General features: G+C 61.9%; 16 protein-coding genes. 6 read left to right on the top strand and 10 right to left on the bottom strand.

The window, feature by feature from the left end; translation table 11 throughout:
* Positions 1 to 20: 20 nt before the first annotated feature.
* The 3 genes from gatB to gatC all read right to left on the bottom strand — a co-directional run bounded on the left by gatB (position 21) and on the right by gatC (position 3,352).
* Complete coding sequence (gene gatB, locus HDE72_RS13805; protein WP_409254970.1) at positions 21 to 1,496, bottom strand: Asp-tRNA(Asn)/Glu-tRNA(Gln) amidotransferase subunit GatB; 1,476 nt, start codon at positions 1,494 to 1,496, stop codon at positions 21 to 23.
* 8 nt (positions 1,497 to 1,504) lie between these two features.
* Positions 1,505 to 2,986, bottom strand: coding sequence for an Asp-tRNA(Asn)/Glu-tRNA(Gln) amidotransferase subunit GatA (gene gatA, locus HDE72_RS27760; RefSeq protein WP_409254967.1), 1,482 nt, complete (start codon positions 2,984 to 2,986; stop codon positions 1,505 to 1,507).
* A 63-nt stretch (positions 2,987 to 3,049) separates the two neighbouring features.
* Positions 3,050 to 3,352, bottom strand: a complete 303-nt coding sequence (gene gatC, locus HDE72_RS13810; protein ID WP_183741771.1) for an Asp-tRNA(Asn)/Glu-tRNA(Gln) amidotransferase subunit GatC — start codon at positions 3,350 to 3,352, stop codon at positions 3,050 to 3,052.
* Positions 3,353 to 3,705: 353 nt separating this feature from the next.
* Here gatC and HDE72_RS13815 point away from each other — a divergent pair, with 353 nt between their 5' ends.
* The 6 genes from HDE72_RS13815 to HDE72_RS13840 all read left to right on the top strand — a co-directional run bounded on the left by HDE72_RS13815 (position 3,706) and on the right by HDE72_RS13840 (position 10,633).
* Positions 3,706 to 4,749, top strand: a complete 1,044-nt coding sequence (locus tag HDE72_RS13815) for a rod shape-determining protein (protein WP_010393186.1) — start codon at positions 3,706 to 3,708, stop codon at positions 4,747 to 4,749.
* 105 nt (positions 4,750 to 4,854) lie between these two features.
* Positions 4,855 to 5,916, top strand: coding sequence for a rod shape-determining protein MreC (gene mreC / locus HDE72_RS13820; RefSeq protein WP_183741773.1), 1,062 nt, complete (start codon positions 4,855 to 4,857; stop codon positions 5,914 to 5,916).
* Positions 5,913 to 6,425 (top strand): rod shape-determining protein MreD, encoded by a 513-nt coding sequence (gene mreD, locus HDE72_RS13825; protein ID WP_183741775.1) that lies wholly within the window; start codon positions 5,913 to 5,915, stop codon positions 6,423 to 6,425. The genes mreC and mreD overlap by 4 nt, the downstream gene beginning before the upstream one ends.
* Before the next feature lie 14 nt (positions 6,426 to 6,439).
* Positions 6,440 to 8,434: a penicillin-binding protein 2 gene (gene mrdA / locus HDE72_RS13830; RefSeq protein WP_183741777.1), complete on the top strand. Its 1,995-nt coding sequence runs from the start codon at positions 6,440 to 6,442 to the stop codon at positions 8,432 to 8,434.
* A 12-nt stretch (positions 8,435 to 8,446) separates the two neighbouring features.
* Entirely contained in the window at positions 8,447 to 9,562 is a 1,116-nt protein-coding gene (gene rodA, locus HDE72_RS13835; RefSeq protein ID WP_183741779.1) for a rod shape-determining protein RodA, read from the top strand.
* 30 nt (positions 9,563 to 9,592) lie between these two features.
* On the top strand, positions 9,593 to 10,633 hold the full coding sequence (locus tag HDE72_RS13840; protein ID WP_183741781.1) for a septal ring lytic transglycosylase RlpA family protein: 1,041 nt from the start codon (positions 9,593 to 9,595) through the stop codon (positions 10,631 to 10,633).
* A gap of 3 nt (positions 10,634 to 10,636) precedes the next feature.
* Here HDE72_RS13840 and HDE72_RS13845 read toward each other — a convergent pair whose 3' ends face one another.
* Genes HDE72_RS13845 through argS form a run of 7 tightly spaced genes read right to left on the bottom strand, consistent with a single transcriptional unit; the run spans position 10,637 to position 16,837 of the window.
* Positions 10,637 to 11,326, bottom strand: coding sequence for an SPOR domain-containing protein (locus tag HDE72_RS13845; protein WP_183741783.1), 690 nt, complete (start codon positions 11,324 to 11,326; stop codon positions 10,637 to 10,639).
* On the bottom strand, positions 11,320 to 12,063 hold the full coding sequence (locus HDE72_RS13850; RefSeq protein WP_183741785.1) for a type III pantothenate kinase: 744 nt from the start codon (positions 12,061 to 12,063) through the stop codon (positions 11,320 to 11,322). The genes HDE72_RS13845 and HDE72_RS13850 overlap by 7 nt, the downstream gene beginning before the upstream one ends.
* 3 nt (positions 12,064 to 12,066) lie before the next feature.
* Positions 12,067 to 12,858 carry a biotin--[acetyl-CoA-carboxylase] ligase gene (locus tag HDE72_RS13855; protein ID WP_183741787.1) on the bottom strand — a complete coding sequence of 264 codons (792 nt, stop codon included), beginning with the start codon at positions 12,856 to 12,858 and terminating at the stop codon, positions 12,067 to 12,069.
* 4 nt (positions 12,859 to 12,862) lie between these two features.
* Positions 12,863 to 13,645: an SDR family oxidoreductase gene (locus HDE72_RS13860; protein WP_183741789.1), complete on the bottom strand. Its 783-nt coding sequence runs from the start codon at positions 13,643 to 13,645 to the stop codon at positions 12,863 to 12,865.
* 46 nt (positions 13,646 to 13,691) lie between these two features.
* Positions 13,692 to 14,363 (bottom strand): thiol:disulfide interchange protein DsbA/DsbL, encoded by a 672-nt coding sequence (locus tag HDE72_RS13865; protein WP_183741791.1) that lies wholly within the window; start codon positions 14,361 to 14,363, stop codon positions 13,692 to 13,694.
* Positions 14,364 to 14,372: 9 nt separating this feature from the next.
* A complete protein-coding gene (locus tag HDE72_RS13870) occupies positions 14,373 to 15,107 on the bottom strand; it encodes an SPOR domain-containing protein (protein ID WP_183741793.1) in 735 nt (244 codons plus the stop codon).
* 20 nt (positions 15,108 to 15,127) lie between these two features.
* Positions 15,128 to 16,837 (bottom strand): arginine--tRNA ligase, encoded by a 1,710-nt coding sequence (gene argS, locus HDE72_RS13875; RefSeq protein WP_183741796.1) that lies wholly within the window; start codon positions 16,835 to 16,837, stop codon positions 15,128 to 15,130.
* Between the last annotated feature and the right edge of the window lie 374 nt (positions 16,838 to 17,211).

Below are 17,211 nucleotides of genomic sequence, written 5' to 3' on the forward strand. Positions count from 1 at the left end.
TCTGATGTATCCGGCGCTGTTTAGGCCGCCAGCTTGGCTTTCAGCAGTTCCGTCAGCTGGGCCGGGTTGGCCTTGCCTTTCGAGGCCTTCATGGCCTGGCCGATCAGCGCGTTGATGGCTGCTTCCTTGCCGGCGCGGTACTGTTCGACCGACTTGGCGTTCGCTGCCAGTACTTCGTCGACGATGGCTTCCAAAGCACCCGTGTCCGAAATCTGTGTCAAGCCCTTGGCCTCGATGATGGTGTCGACCAGGTTTTCATCGGACGACTTGGCTTCCCACATGCCGGCGAAGACTTCTTTCGCGGCCTTGTTGGAAATCGTGCCGTCGGCAATGCGCTTCAACAGCGCGGCCAGCTGGGAGGCGGAGACGGGTGCCTCATCGAGCTCCACGCCTTCGCGGTTCAGGGTCGATGCGACGTCGCCCATCAGCCAGTTGGCGGCGGCCTTGGCGTTTTCCTTGCCGGCTTTTTCCACCACGGCGATGAAGTAGGTCGCCATCGCTTTCGATTGCGTCAGCACCAGCGAGTCGTATTCCGGCAACGCGTATTCGCTGACGAAACGCGCGCGCATGGCCGCCGGCAGTTCCGGCATCGAGGCCTTGACCGTGTTGATCCATTCTTGCGAAATCGTCAGTGGCGGCAGGTCAGGATCAGGGAAGTAGCGGTAATCCTGGGCGTCTTCCTTGCTGCGCATTTCGCGCGTTTCCTTGCGGTCCGGGTCGTACAGGCGCGTCGCTTGCACAACCTTGCCGCCGTCTTCGATCAGCTCGATCTGGCGGCGCACTTCGACGTGCACGGCTTCTTCAATAAAGCGGAAGGAGTTCAGGTTCTTGATCTCGCAGCGGGTGCCGAATTCCTTCTGGCCGACCGGGCGCACGGACACGTTGACGTCGCAGCGGAACGAGCCTTCCTGCATATTGCCGTCGCAAACGCCCAGCCACATCACCAGCGAATGCAGCGCCTTGGCGTAGGCTACGGCTTCGGCGGCGCTGCGGATTTCCGGTTCCGAGACGATTTCCAGCAGCGGCGTGCCGGCGCGGTTCAAGTCGATGCCGCTCATGCCCGCATAGTCTTCATGCAGCGATTTGCCGGCGTCTTCTTCCAGGTGGGCGCGCGTCAGGTTGACGGTCTTGGTGACGAATTCACCGTCCTTTTCGTAGCCGAAGGTCAGCGAGCCGCCGATGACCACAGGGTCGGCGAACTGGCTGATCTGGTAGCCTTTCGGCAGGTCAGGGTAAAAATAGTTCTTGCGCGCGAAGACCGATTGCGGCGCGACGGTGGCGTCCACGGCCAGGCCGAAGCGGATCGCGCGGTCGACGGCTTGCTTGTTCATCACCGGCAGCACGCCTGGCAGGGCCAGGTCGACCGGGCTGGCCTGGGTGTTGGCGTCGGCGCCGAACTTGATCGGCGAACCGCTGAAAATTTTGGAGTCGGTCGTGAGCTGCACGTGGTTCTCAAGACCGATGACGACTTCCCATTGCATAGTGTTCTCGCTTATTTTTTTAGTTAAACGCCTGGGGCGCGCGTGTGCCAGTCGGTCACCAACTGGTACTGGTGGGCCACGTTCAGCAATTTGGATTCGGCAAAATAATTGCCGATGATTTGCAAACCGACCGGGCGCTTGCCGTTTTTCTCGCCGTCGCCAAAACCGCAAGGGATGGACATGCCAGGCAAGCCGGCCAGGCTGGTCGACAGGGTGTAGATGTCGGCCAGGTAGTTGGCGACCGGGTCGTCCGTCTTGTCGCCCAGGTCCCAGGCCACGGTTGGTGCGACCGGTCCCATGATGACGTCGCAGACGGCGTTCGGGCCAGTCAATACGGCTTCGAAGTCCTGCGCGATCAGGCGGCGGATTTTTTGCGCCTTCAGATAATAAGCGTCGTAATAGCCGTGGCACAGCACATAGGTGCCGATCAGGATGCGGCGTTTTACTTCGGCGCCAAAACCTTCGGCGCGCGTCTTCTTGTACATGTCCTGCAAGTCCTTGTACTCGCTGGCGCGGTGGCCGTAGCGCACGCCGTCGTAGCGCGACAGGTTGGACGATGCTTCGGCTGGGGCGATCATGTAGTAGGCAGGGATAGACAGGGCCGTGTTGGGCAGCGAGATGTCGACCAGGGTGGCGCCCAGTTTTTCATATTGCGCCAGCGCGCCGCGCACGGCCGCTTCCACATCCTTGGACAAGCCTTCGCCAAAGTATTCACGCGGCACGCCGATGCGCAGGCCCGTGAGGGGTTCATCAAGACTGCGCGAAAAATCTTCCGCTACGCCGCCTTGTTCCGGCGTCAAACTGGTCGAGTCGCGTTCGTCGAAGCCGGCCATGGCACTCAAGAGCAGGGCACAGTCTTCGGCCGAGCGGGCCATCGGGCCACCCTGGTCCAGCGAGGAGGCAAACGCGATCATGCCGAAGCGCGAGACGCGGCCATAGGTCGGCTTGATGCCGGTGATGCCGCAAAAAGCGGCAGGCTGGCGGATCGAACCGCCCGTGTCGGTGCCGGTGGCCGCTGGCGTCAGGCCGGCAGCGACGGCGGCAGCCGAACCGCCGGACGAGCCGCCAGGCACGGCGGTTTTGTCCCACGGGTTTTGCACCGCGCCGAAAGCCGAGTTTTCATTGCCGGAACCCATGGCGAATTCATCGCAATTGAGCTTGCCCAGGCTGACCATGCCGGCTGCCAGGAATTTTTCCACCACGGTGGCGTCAAATGGGCTGACGTAATTGCCCAGCATCTTGGAGCCCGCCGTGGTGCGCCAGCCTTTGGTGACGAACAAGTCTTTATGGGCGATCGGCACGCCCGTCAGCGCGGTGGCCGTGCCATTGGCGATGCGCGCATCGGCTTCAAGAGCTTGCGCCAGGGTCAGCGCACGGTCGACGTGCAAGAAGGCGTTCGAGCTGTCTGCTTCGATGCGGTCGAGGAAATGCGTCGCCAGGGCTACGGCGGAAATTTCCTTGTTCTGCAAAAGCGTGGACAGCTGTTTGATGGATTTTGTATGCATGGCGTTTCTATGTAGTCTATCTGGTCTGTTCGGCGAAGGGGGTATCCAGGTGCAGCGTGTCGCTTAGTCAAGCACCTTGGGTACCAGATACAGGCCGTCTTGCACTTTCGGCGCCACGCTCTGATAGTCGTCGCGGCGATTTGGTTCGGTAGCCACGTCTTCGCGCAGGCGCAGGGCGATTTTGTCCATGTGGGCGGCCAGCGGGTGGCTCAGCGGGGCGACGCCATCCGTATTGACGGCTTGCATTTGTTCTGCCAGGGCAAAAATTTTGTTCAATTGTTCAAGCGACGCGGTCGCCTGCTCGTCGGCCATGTCAAGTTGTGCCAGATGGGCGATGCGTTTTACGTCGGATAGTGTCAGGGACATGTCGAATGGCGCGGAGTGCCGCGCAGATAATATTGAGTTAGCGTTTTGATAAAACGCGGGTATTTACTGCTCTTTTGCTCACAAAAACTCCAGAATGCCGCGTAACTCGCGGCCGTAAGACTCGCACTTTTCCATGGTTTTTGAGCAAATCGCATTCAAATTATAAGGTAGAATGGCGGGTTAATGCGTTGTCGGCGCTGATGGACTGCTGCCGCAGCATAGAAAAGATTGCGCAAGCGCCAAGTGAAACCCGGAAAAATCGCCTTATCGGATTTTTAAGGGGCCCGGAAAGCGCCCGCTTTGAAACTCCCTATAAACAGCTTTTGCGCAGCTCGATGCGCTACAGGACACTCATGTTTGGTTTTTTACGCAGATATATCTCCACCGATCTGGCCATTGACTTGGGCACGGCCAACACCCTGATCTATGTACGCGGCCTGGGCATCGTCCTGGACGAGCCATCCGTTGTTGCAATCCGTCAAGAAGGCGGTCCGAATGGTAAAAAGACCATTCAGGCAGTCGGCAAGGAAGCCAAGCAGATGCTGGGCAAGGTGCCGGGTAATATTGAAGCCATCCGTCCGATGAAAGATGGCGTGATCGCCGACTTCACCGTGACCGAGCAGATGCTCAAGCAGTTCATCCGCATGGTGCACGACTCGAAATTCTTCCGTCCATCGCCGCGCATCATCATTTGCGTGCCTTGCGGTTCGACCCAGGTCGAGCGCCGCGCGATCCGCGAATCGGCGCTGGGCGCCGGCGCATCGCAGGTTTACCTGATCGAAGAACCGATGGCTGCCGCCATCGGCGCCGGCTTGCCGGTCTCGGAAGCGACCGGCTCGATGGTGGTCGACATCGGTGGCGGTACCACCGAAGTGGGCATCATCTCGCTCGGCGGCATGGTCTATAAAGGCTCCGTGCGCGTAGGCGGCGACAAGTTCGACGAAGCCATCGTCAATTACATCCGCCGCAACTACGGCATGCTGATCGGCGAGCAAACGGCGGAAGCGATCAAGAAAGCCATCGGTTCGGCCTTCCCGGGTTCGGAAGTAAAGGAAATGGAAGTCAAGGGCCGCAATCTGTCCGAAGGCATACCGCGCTCGTTTACCATTTCCAGCAACGAGATCCTCGAAGCGCTGACCGACCCACTGAACAACATCGTCTCGGCCGTGAAAAATGCGCTGGAACAGACGCCGCCGGAACTGGGCGCCGACATCGCCGAAAAAGGCATGATGCTGACGGGCGGCGGCGCGCTGCTGCGCGACCTGGACCGTCTGCTGATGGAAGAAACCGGCCTGCCGGTGCTGGTGGCCGAGGACCCGCTCACCTGCGTGGTGCGCGGCTCCGGGATGGCGCTGGAGCGTATGGACAAGCTCGGCTCGATCTTCTCCTACGAATAATCTGACAGAAGGGCCGGAGAAGTATTTCCGGCCTTTTTTAAGTTTTGGCGCCGGCGTTTGGCCGGGGTCCGTACGTTGGCGCACTGCGCCTGATTATTGGATGTCATGGAATACAGTCCTCCGCCACTTTTCAAACAAGGCGCCTCTGCCCGCGTCAAGATGATGGTGTTCGCCGGCATTTCGATCGCCCTGCTGCTGGTCGATTCCCGCATGCACGCCTTGACGGCCGTGCGCCAGGCGGTCGGCACCGCGCTGTATCCGGTGCAAATGCTGGCCCTGATGCCACGTGATATGGCCGAAGGCGTGGGCAATTATTTCTCTTCGCTGTCCGTGCTGGAAAAACAGGTACGCGACCTGAAACAGGAACAGATCACCTCGGCGCAGCTCTTGCAGCAGGCGCAGTTGAATCTGGTCGAAAACAACCATTTGCGTAAATTGATGGATGCGCGCGAGCGCGTGCCCGTCAAGACCATGCTCGCGGAAGTCTTGTACGATACGCGCGACGCAGCCACGCGCAAGATCGTGCTCGATCGCGGCACCCAGAACGGCGTCGAACTGGGACGCCCGGTGATCGACAACCTGGGCGTGGTGGGGCAGGTCACGCGCGTGTTCCCATTTACCTCGGAAGTGACCCTGCTCACCGATGAAGAGCAGGCGATACCGGTGCAGCTGCTGCGCAACGGCGTACGCAGCGTGGCCTATGGCCGCGGCAAGTCCGGCACCATGGAGTTGCGCTTCACGGCGCCCAGCGCCGACATCCAGATCGGCGACATCGTGATTACCTCAGGCCTCGACGGCCTGTACCCGGCCGGCCTGGCCGTGGCGCGCGTGACCCTGGTCGAGCGCAATGCGCATGGCCCGTTCGGCCGCGTCGTGTGCCAGCCGTTGGCAGGTATCGAGCGCAATACCCAGTTATTGATCCTGATGACCTCGCCGCAGATCGCGCCGCGTCCTCCGGCGGAAGATATCAAGACGGGCCGCAAGATCGCCGGCAAGATGGCGCCGATCAAGGATGCCGCTACGGCACCGGCAACAGCGCCGGCAACGACACCAGCGACGGCAGCGCCTGCGCCGCAAGCAACTGCACAGAAGCCGCCTGCACAGAAACCGGCGCCGGCGCCGACGCCCGCGCCTGCGGCCGTTCCACCGAAAGAAATGACACGATGAACCGTCCGCATTACATCCTGCTGCCGGTCAGCCCCCTGTTTATCGGTTTTTCCCTGCTGTGCGCATTTTTGCTGAACCTGCTGCCGTGGGGGCAGACCGTCGGCGTGCCTGATTTCGTCGCAGTGGTGCTGGTCTTCTGGGGCATCCACCAGCCGCGCAAGGTTGGCATCGGCGTGGCGTTTTTCATGGGCCTGCTGATGGACGTGCACGACTCGACCCTGATGGGCGAGAATGCGCTGGCCTATACCTTGCTGTCCTACTTTGCCATCATGATGCACCGCCGCGTGCTGTGGTTCCCCGTCATGACGCAAGCCTTGCACGTGCTGCCGCTGCTGCTGCTGACGCAGCTGCTGCAGATGGTGACGCGCCTGATCGTTTCCGGGCGCTTCCCCGGCTGGCTCAACTTCATCGAAAGCTTTGTCGCCGTGGTCCTGTGGCCGGTGGCGACCTGGATCTTGCTGGCGCCGCAGCGCCGTGCCGTGGACCGCGATCATAACCGGCCGATTTAAGCGCCAGCCTCGCCATGACTGAACTTAAGAATACCGAGCGCGAACTACATTTTTTCAGGATGCGCCTGACGGCCCTGGGCGGACTCGTCTTCATCTGCTTTTCGCTGCTGCTGGCGCGCTTCATCTGGCTGCAGGTGATCAAGCACGAAGATTATGCGACCAAGGCCGAGGATAACCGCATCTCGGTGGTGCCCATCGTGCCCACGCGTGGCCTGATCCTCGACCGTAATGGCGTGGTCCTGGCGCGCAATTATTCTGCCTATACGCTGGAAATCACGCCGTCGAAACTCAGTGCCAGTCTCGATTCCGTGATTGACGAGTTGTCGACCCTGATCCAGATCGACATCAAGGACCGCCGCCGTTTCAAGAAGCTGCTGGAAGAATCGAAGAACTTCGTCAGCGTGCCGCTGCGCACGCGCCTGAGCGATGAAGAGGTGGCCCGCTTCACGGCCCAGCGTTTCCGTTTCCCTGGCGTGGAAGTGCAAGCGCGTTTGTTCCGCCAGTATCCGATGGGCGAGATCGCCTCGCACGTGGTGGGTTTTATCGGCCGCATCAACCGCAACGAAGCCAAGGTGCTGGACGAAGGCGACGACGCCGCCAACTACAATGGCACCGACCATATCGGCAAGGAAGGACTGGAAAAAAGCTATGAAAAGCAGCTGCACGGCACCACCGGCTATGAAGAGGTGGAAGTGTCGGCCGGCGGGCGCGCCATGCGCACCCTGTCGCGCACGGCTGCCATCCCTGGCAGCAATCTGATCCTGTCGATCGATATCGAGCTGCAAAAAGTGGTCGAGGAAGCGTTCGGTGAATGGCGTGGCGCGCTGGTGGCGATCGATCCGCAAACCGGCGATATCCTGGCCTATGTGTCAAAGCCCGGCTACGACCCCAACCTGTTCGTCGACGGCATCGACCAGCAAAGCTGGAACGAATTGAATACTTCGCTGGACCGGCCGATGGTGAACCGGCCGATTTCCGGCCTGTACGCGCCTGGCTCGACCTTCAAGCCCTTCATGGCGCTGGCCGCGCTGGAACTGGGCAAGCGCACGCCGTCGCAATCGATTTTTGACCCGGGCTTCCTGATGGTCGGCGGCCACAAGTTCCGCGACGACAAAGTCGGCGGCCACGGCACGGTGAATATGCACCGCTCGATCGTGGTGTCCTGTAATACCTATTATTACAACCTGGGCGTCGATATGAGTATCGACTCTATCCACGACTTCATGGAGCCGTTCGGTTTTGGCGCCATTACCGGCATTGACCTGAGCGGCGAAAGCCGTGGCGTGCTGCCGTCGACGGCCTGGAAGCGCAATCGTTTCAAGAAAAATCCGGGCCAGCAAAAATGGTTTGCCGGCGACACCGTCTCGGTCAGCAACGGTTCTGGCTACAACTCGTACACGCCGCTGCAAATCGCCCACGCGGTGGCCAACCTGGCCAATAACGGCGTGGTGATGAAGCCGCATCTGGTCAAGATCATCGAAGATGGCGGCACCCACGCGCGTACGCTCACAGTGCCGAAGGAAAGCTATCGCATCCCGCTGAAGCAGGAAAACATCGATGTCATCAAAGCTGCGATGGTTGGTGTGACCAGCGAAGCGGAAGGCACGGCGTCGAAAGTGTTTGCTGGCGCCGGCTATACGGTGGGCGGCAAGACCGGTACCGCGCAGGTGATCGGGATACGCAAGAATGAGAAATACAACGCCAAGCTGATCGCCGAACGGCTGCGCGACAATGCCCTGTTTACCGCCTTCGCGCCGGCCGACAAGCCGCGTATCGCGATCGCCGTGGTCATCGAGAACGGCGGCTGGGGCGCTGGTGTGGCCGCGCCTATCGTACGCAAGGCGCTCGATTATTATTTACTCGGCAAGCGGCCAACGACCAAGGAAACTACCAAGGTTCCGAAGGAAGATGCTGACGAAGTGCAAACGGTGGAAGAGTTCAACGATGGCCAGGTCGCCGCCGGTGCACCCAAGCCTAACCTTCCGCCGCCGCCGCACGCTCACGATTAAGGAAACCGCCGCATGTCTATCAATGAGAGGCGCTCGCTGTGGCGGCGCGCCAAGCCCTATCTGATGGTGTTCGACCTGCCGCTCATGCTGATCATCCTGATGCTGCTGGCGACCAGCCTCGTGACGCTGTACTCCGCCAGTATCGGCATCCCCGGCAAGATCGAAGACCACCTGCGCAATATCCTGCTGTGCTTTTTCGTGATGTGGCTGGCGGCCAATGTGACGCCGCAAATGTTGATGCGCATCGCCGTGCCTGCCTATACGATATCGGTGCTGCTGCTGGTGGCCGTGGCCCTGTTCGGCACCATCAAGCTCGGTGCGCGGCGCTGGCTGCATATCGGCGTGATCGATATCCAGCCGTCCGAATTCCTGAAGATTGCCTCGCCGCTGATGCTGGCCTGGTTTTTCCAGCACAGCGCCGGCGCGCTGCGCTGGAAGTCCTTTGTCGTGGCAGCCGTATTGCTGCTGGTGCCGGTCTACCTGATTGCGCGCCAGCCCGACCTGGGCACGGCGCTGCTGGTGGTGGCGGCTGGTTTTGCCGTGATTTTTCTGGCCGGCCTGTCGTGGAAAGTCATGGCGGGTTTGCTGCTGGCCGTGGTATGCAGCCTGCCCATCGTCTGGTCGCACCTGCATGACTACCAGCGCGACCGCGTGATGATGCTGATCGATCCGACCAAGGACCCGCTGGGCAAGGGCTTCCATATCATCCAGTCCATCATCGCGATTGGTTCGGGCGGCATGACGGGCAAGGGCTGGACGCATGGCACGCAAGCTCACCTGGAATTTGTCCCGGAACGCACGACCGACTTCATTTTCGCCGTGTACTCGGAAGAGTTCGGGCTGATCGGCAACCTGATCCTGATGTTGATGTATCTGCTGCTGATAGGACGCTGCATGATGATCGCCGCCAACGCGCCCAGCTTTTTCACGCGTCTGCTGGCGGGCGCCCTGACCATGATTTTCTTTACCTACGCTTTTGTGAACATGGGCATGGTCAGCGGCATTGTGCCGGTGGTCGGCGTGCCGCTGCCTTTCCTCAGCTACGGCGGCACCGCGCTGCTGACCTTGGGCGTGGCCGCTGGTATCCTGATGAGCATACAGCGCCACCGCAAGCTGGTGCAGACCTGATGGCCGGCGGGCCGGAAAAACAATGAGGACATGCCCATGAATCGAAGTACTATCCGAAACGCTGCCACAGTGTTGTCCGTGCTGGTATTGACCGCCTGCGGCACCACGCCGCAAAAGTCATCCAATGTGCCGCTGCCGCCTTCTGGCGGCAAGGTCAAGGTGCCTGTGCGCCAGGATCCCACCTTGCCGGCGCTGCCGGCGGCAGGTTCGGGCCGTGGCGGTTATTACAAGGACGACGGCCCTGGCGACAATCCGCCGGCCAACCTGCGCGACGTGCCCGATGCGGAAGTGCGCAATGAACCGTATTCGACGCGCGCCAACCGTCCGTATGTCGTCTTCGGCAAAACCTATACGCCGATGACCGACAACCAGCCGTTTACCCAGCGCGGCACGGGTACCTGGTATGGCAAGAAATTCCATGGCCAGCGCACCTCGTCGGGCGAAATCTACGATATGTACAAGATGACGGCGGCCCATCCGACTTTGCCGATCCCCTCGTATGCGCGCGTGACCAGCACCGAGAGCGGCGAGCAGGTGATCGTGCGCATCAATGACCGGGGTCCCTTCCACGCTACGCGCGTGATCGACGTGTCGTACACGGCGGCGCTGAAACTGGGCTTTTTGGGCAAGGGTAGCCACGAGGTGATCGTCGAGCGTTTGCTGCCGGCCGATATCGATGCGATTCTGGCGTCGCGTGCGGCGCCCAAGCCGGCGCCTTTGACGCCGTCGGTGGTGGCCATTTCCATCGATACGCCACCCGAGACCAGCGCCGTAATGCAGCCTGAAGTCACGGCGCAGGCGGTCGATGCGACCGTTGCCGCGCCCGCGCCGGCCGCCCTGGCCAGCGGTTTTTATCTGCAGCTGGGTGCTTATTCGCGCGCCGACAATGCGGAAACGGGACGCACCTTGCTGGCGCCGTATGCATCCAGCCTGGGCAAGCTTGAAGTGGTGCCGGCCGGCCCCTTGTTCCGTTTGTATGGCGGACCATTCGCCAGCCGCGCCGATGCGGCACGGGCGGCAGCCAGCTTGCCGGCATCGGCCGGCGTCAAGCCTATCGTGATACAACGCTAATTGTTATTTGCAGCTGCGAAGTTCCTGCTCCGGGAACTTCGCCTTGATCTCGACCAGGCGCGCATGCGTGGCCGCATCGAGGTCGCGGAACTGGTAGGACAGCTGTTTGCTGGCACTGTAGCGGGGACCGACGCGGGCGCTGTGCACGCCCCGTTTATTGAGCGCCGCCAGCTGGCTTTGCGCGCTGTCTTCTGATTTGAAAACGCCCAGTGAAATCCCCCAGCGCATGGGACTGCCTTCACCCATGACGAAGTAATTCGTCACGCCCAGCTGTTTCAATTCACCGGCCTTGCGGTCGGCGCCTTCCTTGCTGCCTTGCGACGGAATGTAGACCATATAGCTGGAAATCTCCTGGCCCGGCACATTGCGGCGCGACTGGCGGTCGCCCAGTGCCAGCGCGTCCAGTTGCGCTTCGAAACGACGCCCATCGGCCAGCAAGAAGCTGCCCACTTCGGTGCAGGCGTAGCTTTGCGGCGCGTTTGCTGCGGCCGGCGTTTCTGGCGCAGCGGCGGGCGGCGTGACGATCGCTTGCGCCTGCACTTCGCTCAGCAGCTTGAGCTTGTCGGCCTGGAGCTGGGCTTGCAGGCGCGCCGGTTCGCGCGTCTCGCTGCGAAAACTGCCCAGATAGCCCTGGCCGATGGCCAGTACCAGCAGGTTGATGGCGGCCAGCAGCCAGAAGACGAATTTCAGCATGCCTGCTCTCCTTGATAACCCGCCTGCGCGGCCGTTTGCAAACCGTGCATGACGATATTGTCCACCAGCTGGAACGGGATGGAAAGCGCCAGCGCGATGCGCGGTGCGGCGCCGCCCGACAGCAAACAAGCCGTGGCGCCATGCATGCGCACGGCCCGCTCGATGGCGCCCGCCTGGGCAGCCAGGCAGCCACTGAGGATGGCGTCATCGGTGTTATTGGCAAAGCCGGTTGGCGCGCTGCTGCCGTCGCCGATCTGCGGCAGTTGCGCCGTATTGCGCGCTAGCGAGCTGGCCATCAGGCCCAGGCCGGGCAAGATCATCCCGCCCAGGAAAACGCCGTCAGCGGTGACGGCGTCTATCGTGGTGGCGGTGCCGCAATTGGCGACGATGGCGGCCTGGCCTGGCGCCAGCGCGTGCGCGGCGATGGCGGCGGCGAAACGGTCGCAGCCCAGTTGTGACGGGTCGCGGTAAGCGTTGACGACGCCGGCCAGCCGGGGCAGCGAAGCGAACAGCCGCGCTGTCACCGGCAGCATGGCTTGCAGGCGCGCGGCGATGGCCGCTCCCGCTACATTCGACAGCAGCACTTGCGAGATGTCCAGGCTGGCCCACGCTGCTTGTAATGTGTCGAGCTGTATATGCGCCACGGCGCCGCTGGCCAGCCAGGCGCCGGGCGCACTGTCAGGGGAAACCAGGGCCCATTTGATGCGCGTATTGCCGGCGTCGATCAACAGCAGCATGGCTTACTCCTGGCCCAGGCGCAGCGAGATATCGCCGGACATGATTTCGACCAGACCCGCGTCGGTACGCAGCAGCAGGCGGCCCAGATGATCGACCCCGCTGGCGAGACCTTGCTGCAGCAGCTGGCCATTGTCGAGGATTTTGACATGCTGCCCCTGCCAGGCGTGCAGGGCGTTCCAGCGCTCCGTAAACGGCGCAAAGCCCGTATCGTCGAATTCGGCCAGCACGCCAGCCAGGCGGCTGAGCAAGGCTGCCACCAGGGTGTTGCGTTCCATCTGCGCCAGCCAGGGTACGGCCGATACGCTGCGCCCGATCTGCTGTTCCAGCGCATCGGGCATCAGCAGATTGATGCCGCAGCCGATCACCGCCCATACGCCATCGGGCGTTTGCTGCGATTCGACCAGGATGCCGGCCAGCTTGCTGCCATCCTTCATCAAGTCATTCGGCCATTTCAATTGCACCGGCACGCCCAGTCCACTCATGGTTTCCGCCAGCGCTACGCCGACGGCCAGCGGCAAGCCGACCAGCTGATGCAGCGGCGCCTTGAAGCGCCAGGCCAGTGAAAACATCAGGGTGGCGTCGGGCTGCGACAGCCATGGACGGCCGGCGCGGCCACGGCCTGCCGTTTGCTGGCCGGCGATGCGCAAGGTAGGGCCGGGCAGGGTGGCGCAGCGGGCCAGCAGGTCGGCATTGGTGGAGCCGGTTTCATCGACTACTTCGATGGCTACGTGGGCGGCGCCGGTGGCGCAGTGCGCGCTAATGGCTGCGCTGGTCAGGTCAGTATGCTTGGTCATGGTGTCAGGTATTACGGGTGTTCGTCTGGCGTGCCTTGTGCGGCGCGTTGGCGAAGGCCAGGTCGTAGAGCGTATTGGGCAGCGCGCGCAGCAGCTTGGCGACGATGCCCATCTGCCACGGGATCACGCGGTAGCTGTCGCCGTCGGCAATGGCGCGCGCGGCGCGGGCGGCGAATTTTTCAGCCGGCATCAAGAAGGGCATGCGGTAGGCGTTGTGGCGCGTCATGGGCGTGTCGATATAGCCGGGCGTGATGGTGACGACCCGGATGCCGGCCGGTTTCAATTCCAGGCGCAGCGATTCGCAGTAGCTGATCACGGCCGCTTTCGAGGCGCTATAGGCTTCGGCGCCGGGCAGGCCACGGATGCCGGCCACGCTGGCGATGCCCACCAGGCGGCCGTTGCCCTGGGCTTTCATGGGGGCGATAAAGGGGGCGAAGGTGGCGACGGTGGCCGTGACGTTGATGGCCATCAGCCTGGCAAATGCGTCCAGGTCTTCCGCATGTTCGCTCAAGGTACCGTAGGAAACGCCGGCGCTGGCGATGACGACGTCGATGCGGCCCGCATGCTGCAGAAAATCCCCGGCTGCCGCTTGCAGGGCTGCGTGGTCGCAGACATCGACGGCGTAGGCGCGGTGCAGTTCAGGCTGGGGCAGGGAGGCGATCAGTTGGGCCAGGCTTTCGCCACGGCGGGCCAGCAGGCCCAGCCGGGCGCCCTGGCGCGCGTACTGCAGCGCTAGGGCGGCGCCCAGTCCGCTCGACGCGCCGGTGATGAATACGCTGGCGTGCATCAGGCGATGCACGCCGGATGGCGGCGCGCCAGGGAGGTGTACATGCTTATTTCTTTTCCGCTTTGGCTTTCGCCACCAGGATATCCATCACGGTCAAGGCCTGGGTGTTCAGCTGCTCTTCATTCTGCGCGGTCTTGCTGCCCTGGTCGGCTTGTGACGGCGAAGTGATGTAGCGGCCATCGATGGCGATCATGGGCCAGAAGGTGACGTTATACGCCTGCATCATGGCATCGGCGTGGCGGATGCGGCCCGAGATACCCATCGAGCGGTAAGTGTCGATGAATTTCTGGCGGTCGACGCCCTGTTTGGTGATGAAGTCGAATACGGCATCATCGGTGTTCAGGCGGTTGCGCTCCACGTGCATGGCCTGGAATACCTTGGTGTGCAGCTTGTCGACCAGACCCATGGCTTGCAGGGTGAAGAACAAACGCTGTTGCGGCGCCACGCTTTCATCGCGCGACACGTGCACGCGCTTGAAGACGATGTTGTCGCCCTGTTTCTTGACCCAGGCCGACAGTTGTGGTTCGAGCGCATTGCAATGCGGGCAGTAGTAGGCGAAAAACTCCGTTACTTCGACCTTCTTGCCTGCATCCGTAGGCTGCGGCGTGGCCAGGGTGTCATACTCGACGCCGTTTTTCGGATTGGACGGCGAGGCATGGGCGCCCAGGGCGGCGCTGCACAGGGCGGCGGCGAGCAAGACTTTGTTCAGAAAACGCATGCTGATTCCTTATTTTTGGTTACGAACGACGGCGACATCGACGCCGTTTTCAGAGAGCTTGGTGCGCGCGCGGTTCATTGCATCGACCTGGTTGAAGGGGCCGATGCGTACGCGGTGCAGCACGCCGTTATCGGTGCTGCGGTCGCTGATGGCCGCTTCAAAGCCCAGCAAGGCCAGTTTGCCGCGCGTGCTTTCGGCGTCTGCCATATTCTGGAAGGCGCCAGCCTGCAGATAATAAATCCATTTGTCGCTGGCTGCATCGGCTGCCCTGGTTTCTGCTTTTGCCTGTGGCGCAGGCGCGGCGGCAGGCGTTTTCGGCGCCGGCTTGTCTTTCAGGGTGCCGATCAGTTCCTGCAGCGGATCTGCCGGTGGTGCCTTGGGTACAGCCGCTGCCGCTGCCGGTACGGCAGGCGCTGGCGTGGCCGGCTGCGCGCCTGGCGTGGCAATTTCGCGCGGCTCTTTCGAGAAGTCGCGCGCCGCCTCCTTGGCTGCTTCCTTGTTGCCATACATCGGCTTGTTCGGGTCGGCGATCTGGCCGGCCGTCGGTTCGGTCGATTTACCGGCCTTGCCGCCCGACTTGTCGGTGAAGGGCGAAGCGCCCTTGGTGATCATCAGGGCGACCACCACGGCGATGCCCAGGCCGACGACCAGGCCGATGATGATGCCGACCAGGGTGTTGCCCTGCTGGCGGCGGGCAGGAGAGAAACGGGAAGCGCGAAGGGAGGCAGAGGCGGCGTGGTTCATTGGCGGTTAGACTTTCGCGATTACATTTTGGTTGGCGCGGATACGCCGATCAGTGCCAGGCCGTTGCGCAGCACCTGGCGTGCAGCCACTACCAGCGCCAGACGGGCCAGCTTGACGGTGTCGTCTTCGACCAGCACTTTTTCGGCAAAGTAGAAGCTGTGCAGATTGGCGGCCAGGTCGCGCAGGTAGAACGCCACCTGGTGCGGTCCCAGTTCGCTTTGCGCGCGGGCCAGCATTTCGGGATAGGCGGCCAGGGTCGCCAGCAAGGTCGCTTCGGTCGGCGCTGTCAGTGCAGACAGGTCGGCGCCGGCGAGGGTGCTTTCATCGCCGCCCCAGTTTTCCAGGATGCGGCAGATGCGCGCATGTGCGTACTGCACGTAATACACCGGATTTTCATCGGTGGTTTTCAGGGCCACGTCGACATCGAAGACGAATTCGGTGTCCGCCTTGCGTGAAATCAGGAAGAAGCGCACGGCGTCGCGGCCCTTGGCGATATCGCCGCCGCCCGACCATTCGATCAGGTCGCGCACGGTAACGTAGGAGCCGGCGCGTTTCGAGATTTTGACTTCTTCGCCGTCTTTCATGACGGTGACCATCTTGTGCAGCACGTAGTCAGGGTAGCCTTGCGGGATGCCCATGTCCAGCGCTTGCAGGCCGGCGCGCACGCGGGCGATGGTGCCGTGGTGGTCGCTGCCCTGGATGTTGATGGCCTGGTTGTAGCCGCGCTGCCATTTGACCAGGTGGTAAGCCACGTCCGGCACAAAATAGGTGTAGCCGCCGTCGGTCTTGCGCATCACGCGGTCCTTGTCGTCGCCATAGTCGGTGGTGCGCAGCCACAGCGCGCCATCCTGCTCGTAGGTGTGGCCGGCCTTGACCAGGTTTTCCACGGCGGCGTTGACCTTGCCGTCGGCGTACAGCGAGGACTCCAGGTAGTAATTGTCGAACTTCACGCCAAACGCCTGCAGGTCGATGTCCTGCTCGTTGCGCAGATAAGTGACGGCGAACGGGCGGATCGACTCGAGATCGTCCACATTGCCATTGGCCGTGGCGGGCAAGCCATCGCTGGCCGACACGGTCTTGCCTGCCTTGAAATCGTCGGCGATCTCGGCGATGTAGTCGCCGTTGTAGGCCGACTCAGGCCACTCGGCGTCGCCTGGCTTGAAGCCGCGCGCGCGCGCCTGCACGGAATTGGCCAGGGTCTGGATCTGCACGCCGGCGTCGTTATAGTAAAACTCGCGCGTCACTTTATAGCCTTGCGCGTCGAACAGCGACGACAGCGCGTCGCCCAGGGCTGCCTGGCGGCCGTGGCCCACGTGCAGCGGGCCGGTCGGATTGGCCGAGACGAATTCCAGGATCACCTGCTTGCCGGCGCCTGCCGTGCCGCGGCCATAGCTGCTGCCTTCAGTCAGAATGGTCTGGACCACGGCTTGTTTCGCAGCGGCGGAAACGCGCACGTTGATGAAGCCGGGGCCGGCGATTCCCACCGCCTCGATCAAGCCTTTGCCGGCCGGGTTGGCCAGCACGGCCGTGACGATGGTTTGTGCCAGTTCGCGCGGATTCTGTTTCAGCTGCTTGGCCAGTTGCATGGCGATATTGCAGGCGACGTCGCCATGCGATGCATCGCGTGGTCGCTCGAGCACCACGGAAGGCTCAAGCGAAGTGCCGGCCAGGACGGGAGCGAGGGCGGCCTGGAACAGGGCGATGATTTCTTGTTTCTGTTGGGCGAGCATGAGCAGGGTGGCGGCGGAACCGCGTTAAGAATGAATAGAATGAATAAGGATGTAGCAATAAGCTGCAACAAAAGCAAACGGACGGCTGGCACGCGCCACCGCCCGGACAGCTTAATTATACTGGTTTGCTGTCAGGAACAATACGCAAGCGGGCCTGCAGTGGGACAGCAAGCGGGAGCACAAGTAAGACAGCGTATCCATGCTGGCCTTTTTCACTATCTTATCAGAGCGGCATGCTGACGCATGGCGGCATGTGCATTATCAATTCAATACTTTTTATGTAGTGTAACGATGCAGGAAAACATCATCGCTAGCAGTTCTCCCTCTATATAGACAGTTTTTTGCCGCAAATTGCCTGGATCGCTGCAATCGTC

It is taken from the genome of Janthinobacterium saanense (genome assembly GCF_014200675.1).
Lineage (GTDB): Bacteria > Pseudomonadota > Gammaproteobacteria > Burkholderiales > Burkholderiaceae_D > Janthinobacterium.

Excerpts from the sequence above, each read along its gene's own strand:
- HDE72_RS13870 (WP_183741793.1), bottom strand. The coding sequence starts at position 15,107 with ATGAACCACGCCGCCTCTGCCTCCCTTCGCGCTTCCCGTTTCTCTCCT.
- HDE72_RS13840 (WP_183741781.1), top strand. The coding sequence starts at position 9,593 with ATGCCCATGAATCGAAGTACTATCCGAAACGCTGCCACAGTGTTGTCC.
- HDE72_RS13865 (WP_183741791.1), bottom strand. The coding sequence starts at position 14,363 with ATGCGTTTTCTGAACAAAGTCTTGCTCGCCGCCGCCCTGTGCAGCGCC.
- HDE72_RS13860 (WP_183741789.1), bottom strand. The coding sequence starts at position 13,645 with ATGCACGCCAGCGTATTCATCACCGGCGCGTCGAGCGGACTGGGCGCC.
- mreD (WP_183741775.1), top strand. The coding sequence starts at position 5,913 with ATGAACCGTCCGCATTACATCCTGCTGCCGGTCAGCCCCCTGTTTATC.
- HDE72_RS13815 (WP_010393186.1), top strand. The coding sequence starts at position 3,706 with ATGTTTGGTTTTTTACGCAGATATATCTCCACCGATCTGGCCATTGAC.
- argS (WP_183741796.1), bottom strand. The coding sequence starts at position 16,837 with ATGCTCGCCCAACAGAAACAAGAAATCATCGCCCTGTTCCAGGCCGCC.
- gatA (WP_409254967.1), bottom strand. The coding sequence starts at position 2,986 with ATGCATACAAAATCCATCAAACAGCTGTCCACGCTTTTGCAGAACAAG.
- mrdA (WP_183741777.1), top strand. The coding sequence starts at position 6,440 with ATGACTGAACTTAAGAATACCGAGCGCGAACTACATTTTTTCAGGATG.
- rodA (WP_183741779.1), top strand. The coding sequence starts at position 8,447 with ATGTCTATCAATGAGAGGCGCTCGCTGTGGCGGCGCGCCAAGCCCTAT.
- gatC (WP_183741771.1), bottom strand. The coding sequence starts at position 3,352 with ATGTCCCTGACACTATCCGACGTAAAACGCATCGCCCATCTGGCACAA.
- HDE72_RS13850 (WP_183741785.1), bottom strand. The coding sequence starts at position 12,063 with ATGCTGCTGTTGATCGACGCCGGCAATACGCGCATCAAATGGGCCCTG.
- mreC (WP_183741773.1), top strand. The coding sequence starts at position 4,855 with ATGGAATACAGTCCTCCGCCACTTTTCAAACAAGGCGCCTCTGCCCGC.
- HDE72_RS13855 (WP_183741787.1), bottom strand. The coding sequence starts at position 12,858 with ATGACCAAGCATACTGACCTGACCAGCGCAGCCATTAGCGCGCACTGC.
- HDE72_RS13845 (WP_183741783.1), bottom strand. The coding sequence starts at position 11,326 with ATGCTGAAATTCGTCTTCTGGCTGCTGGCCGCCATCAACCTGCTGGTA.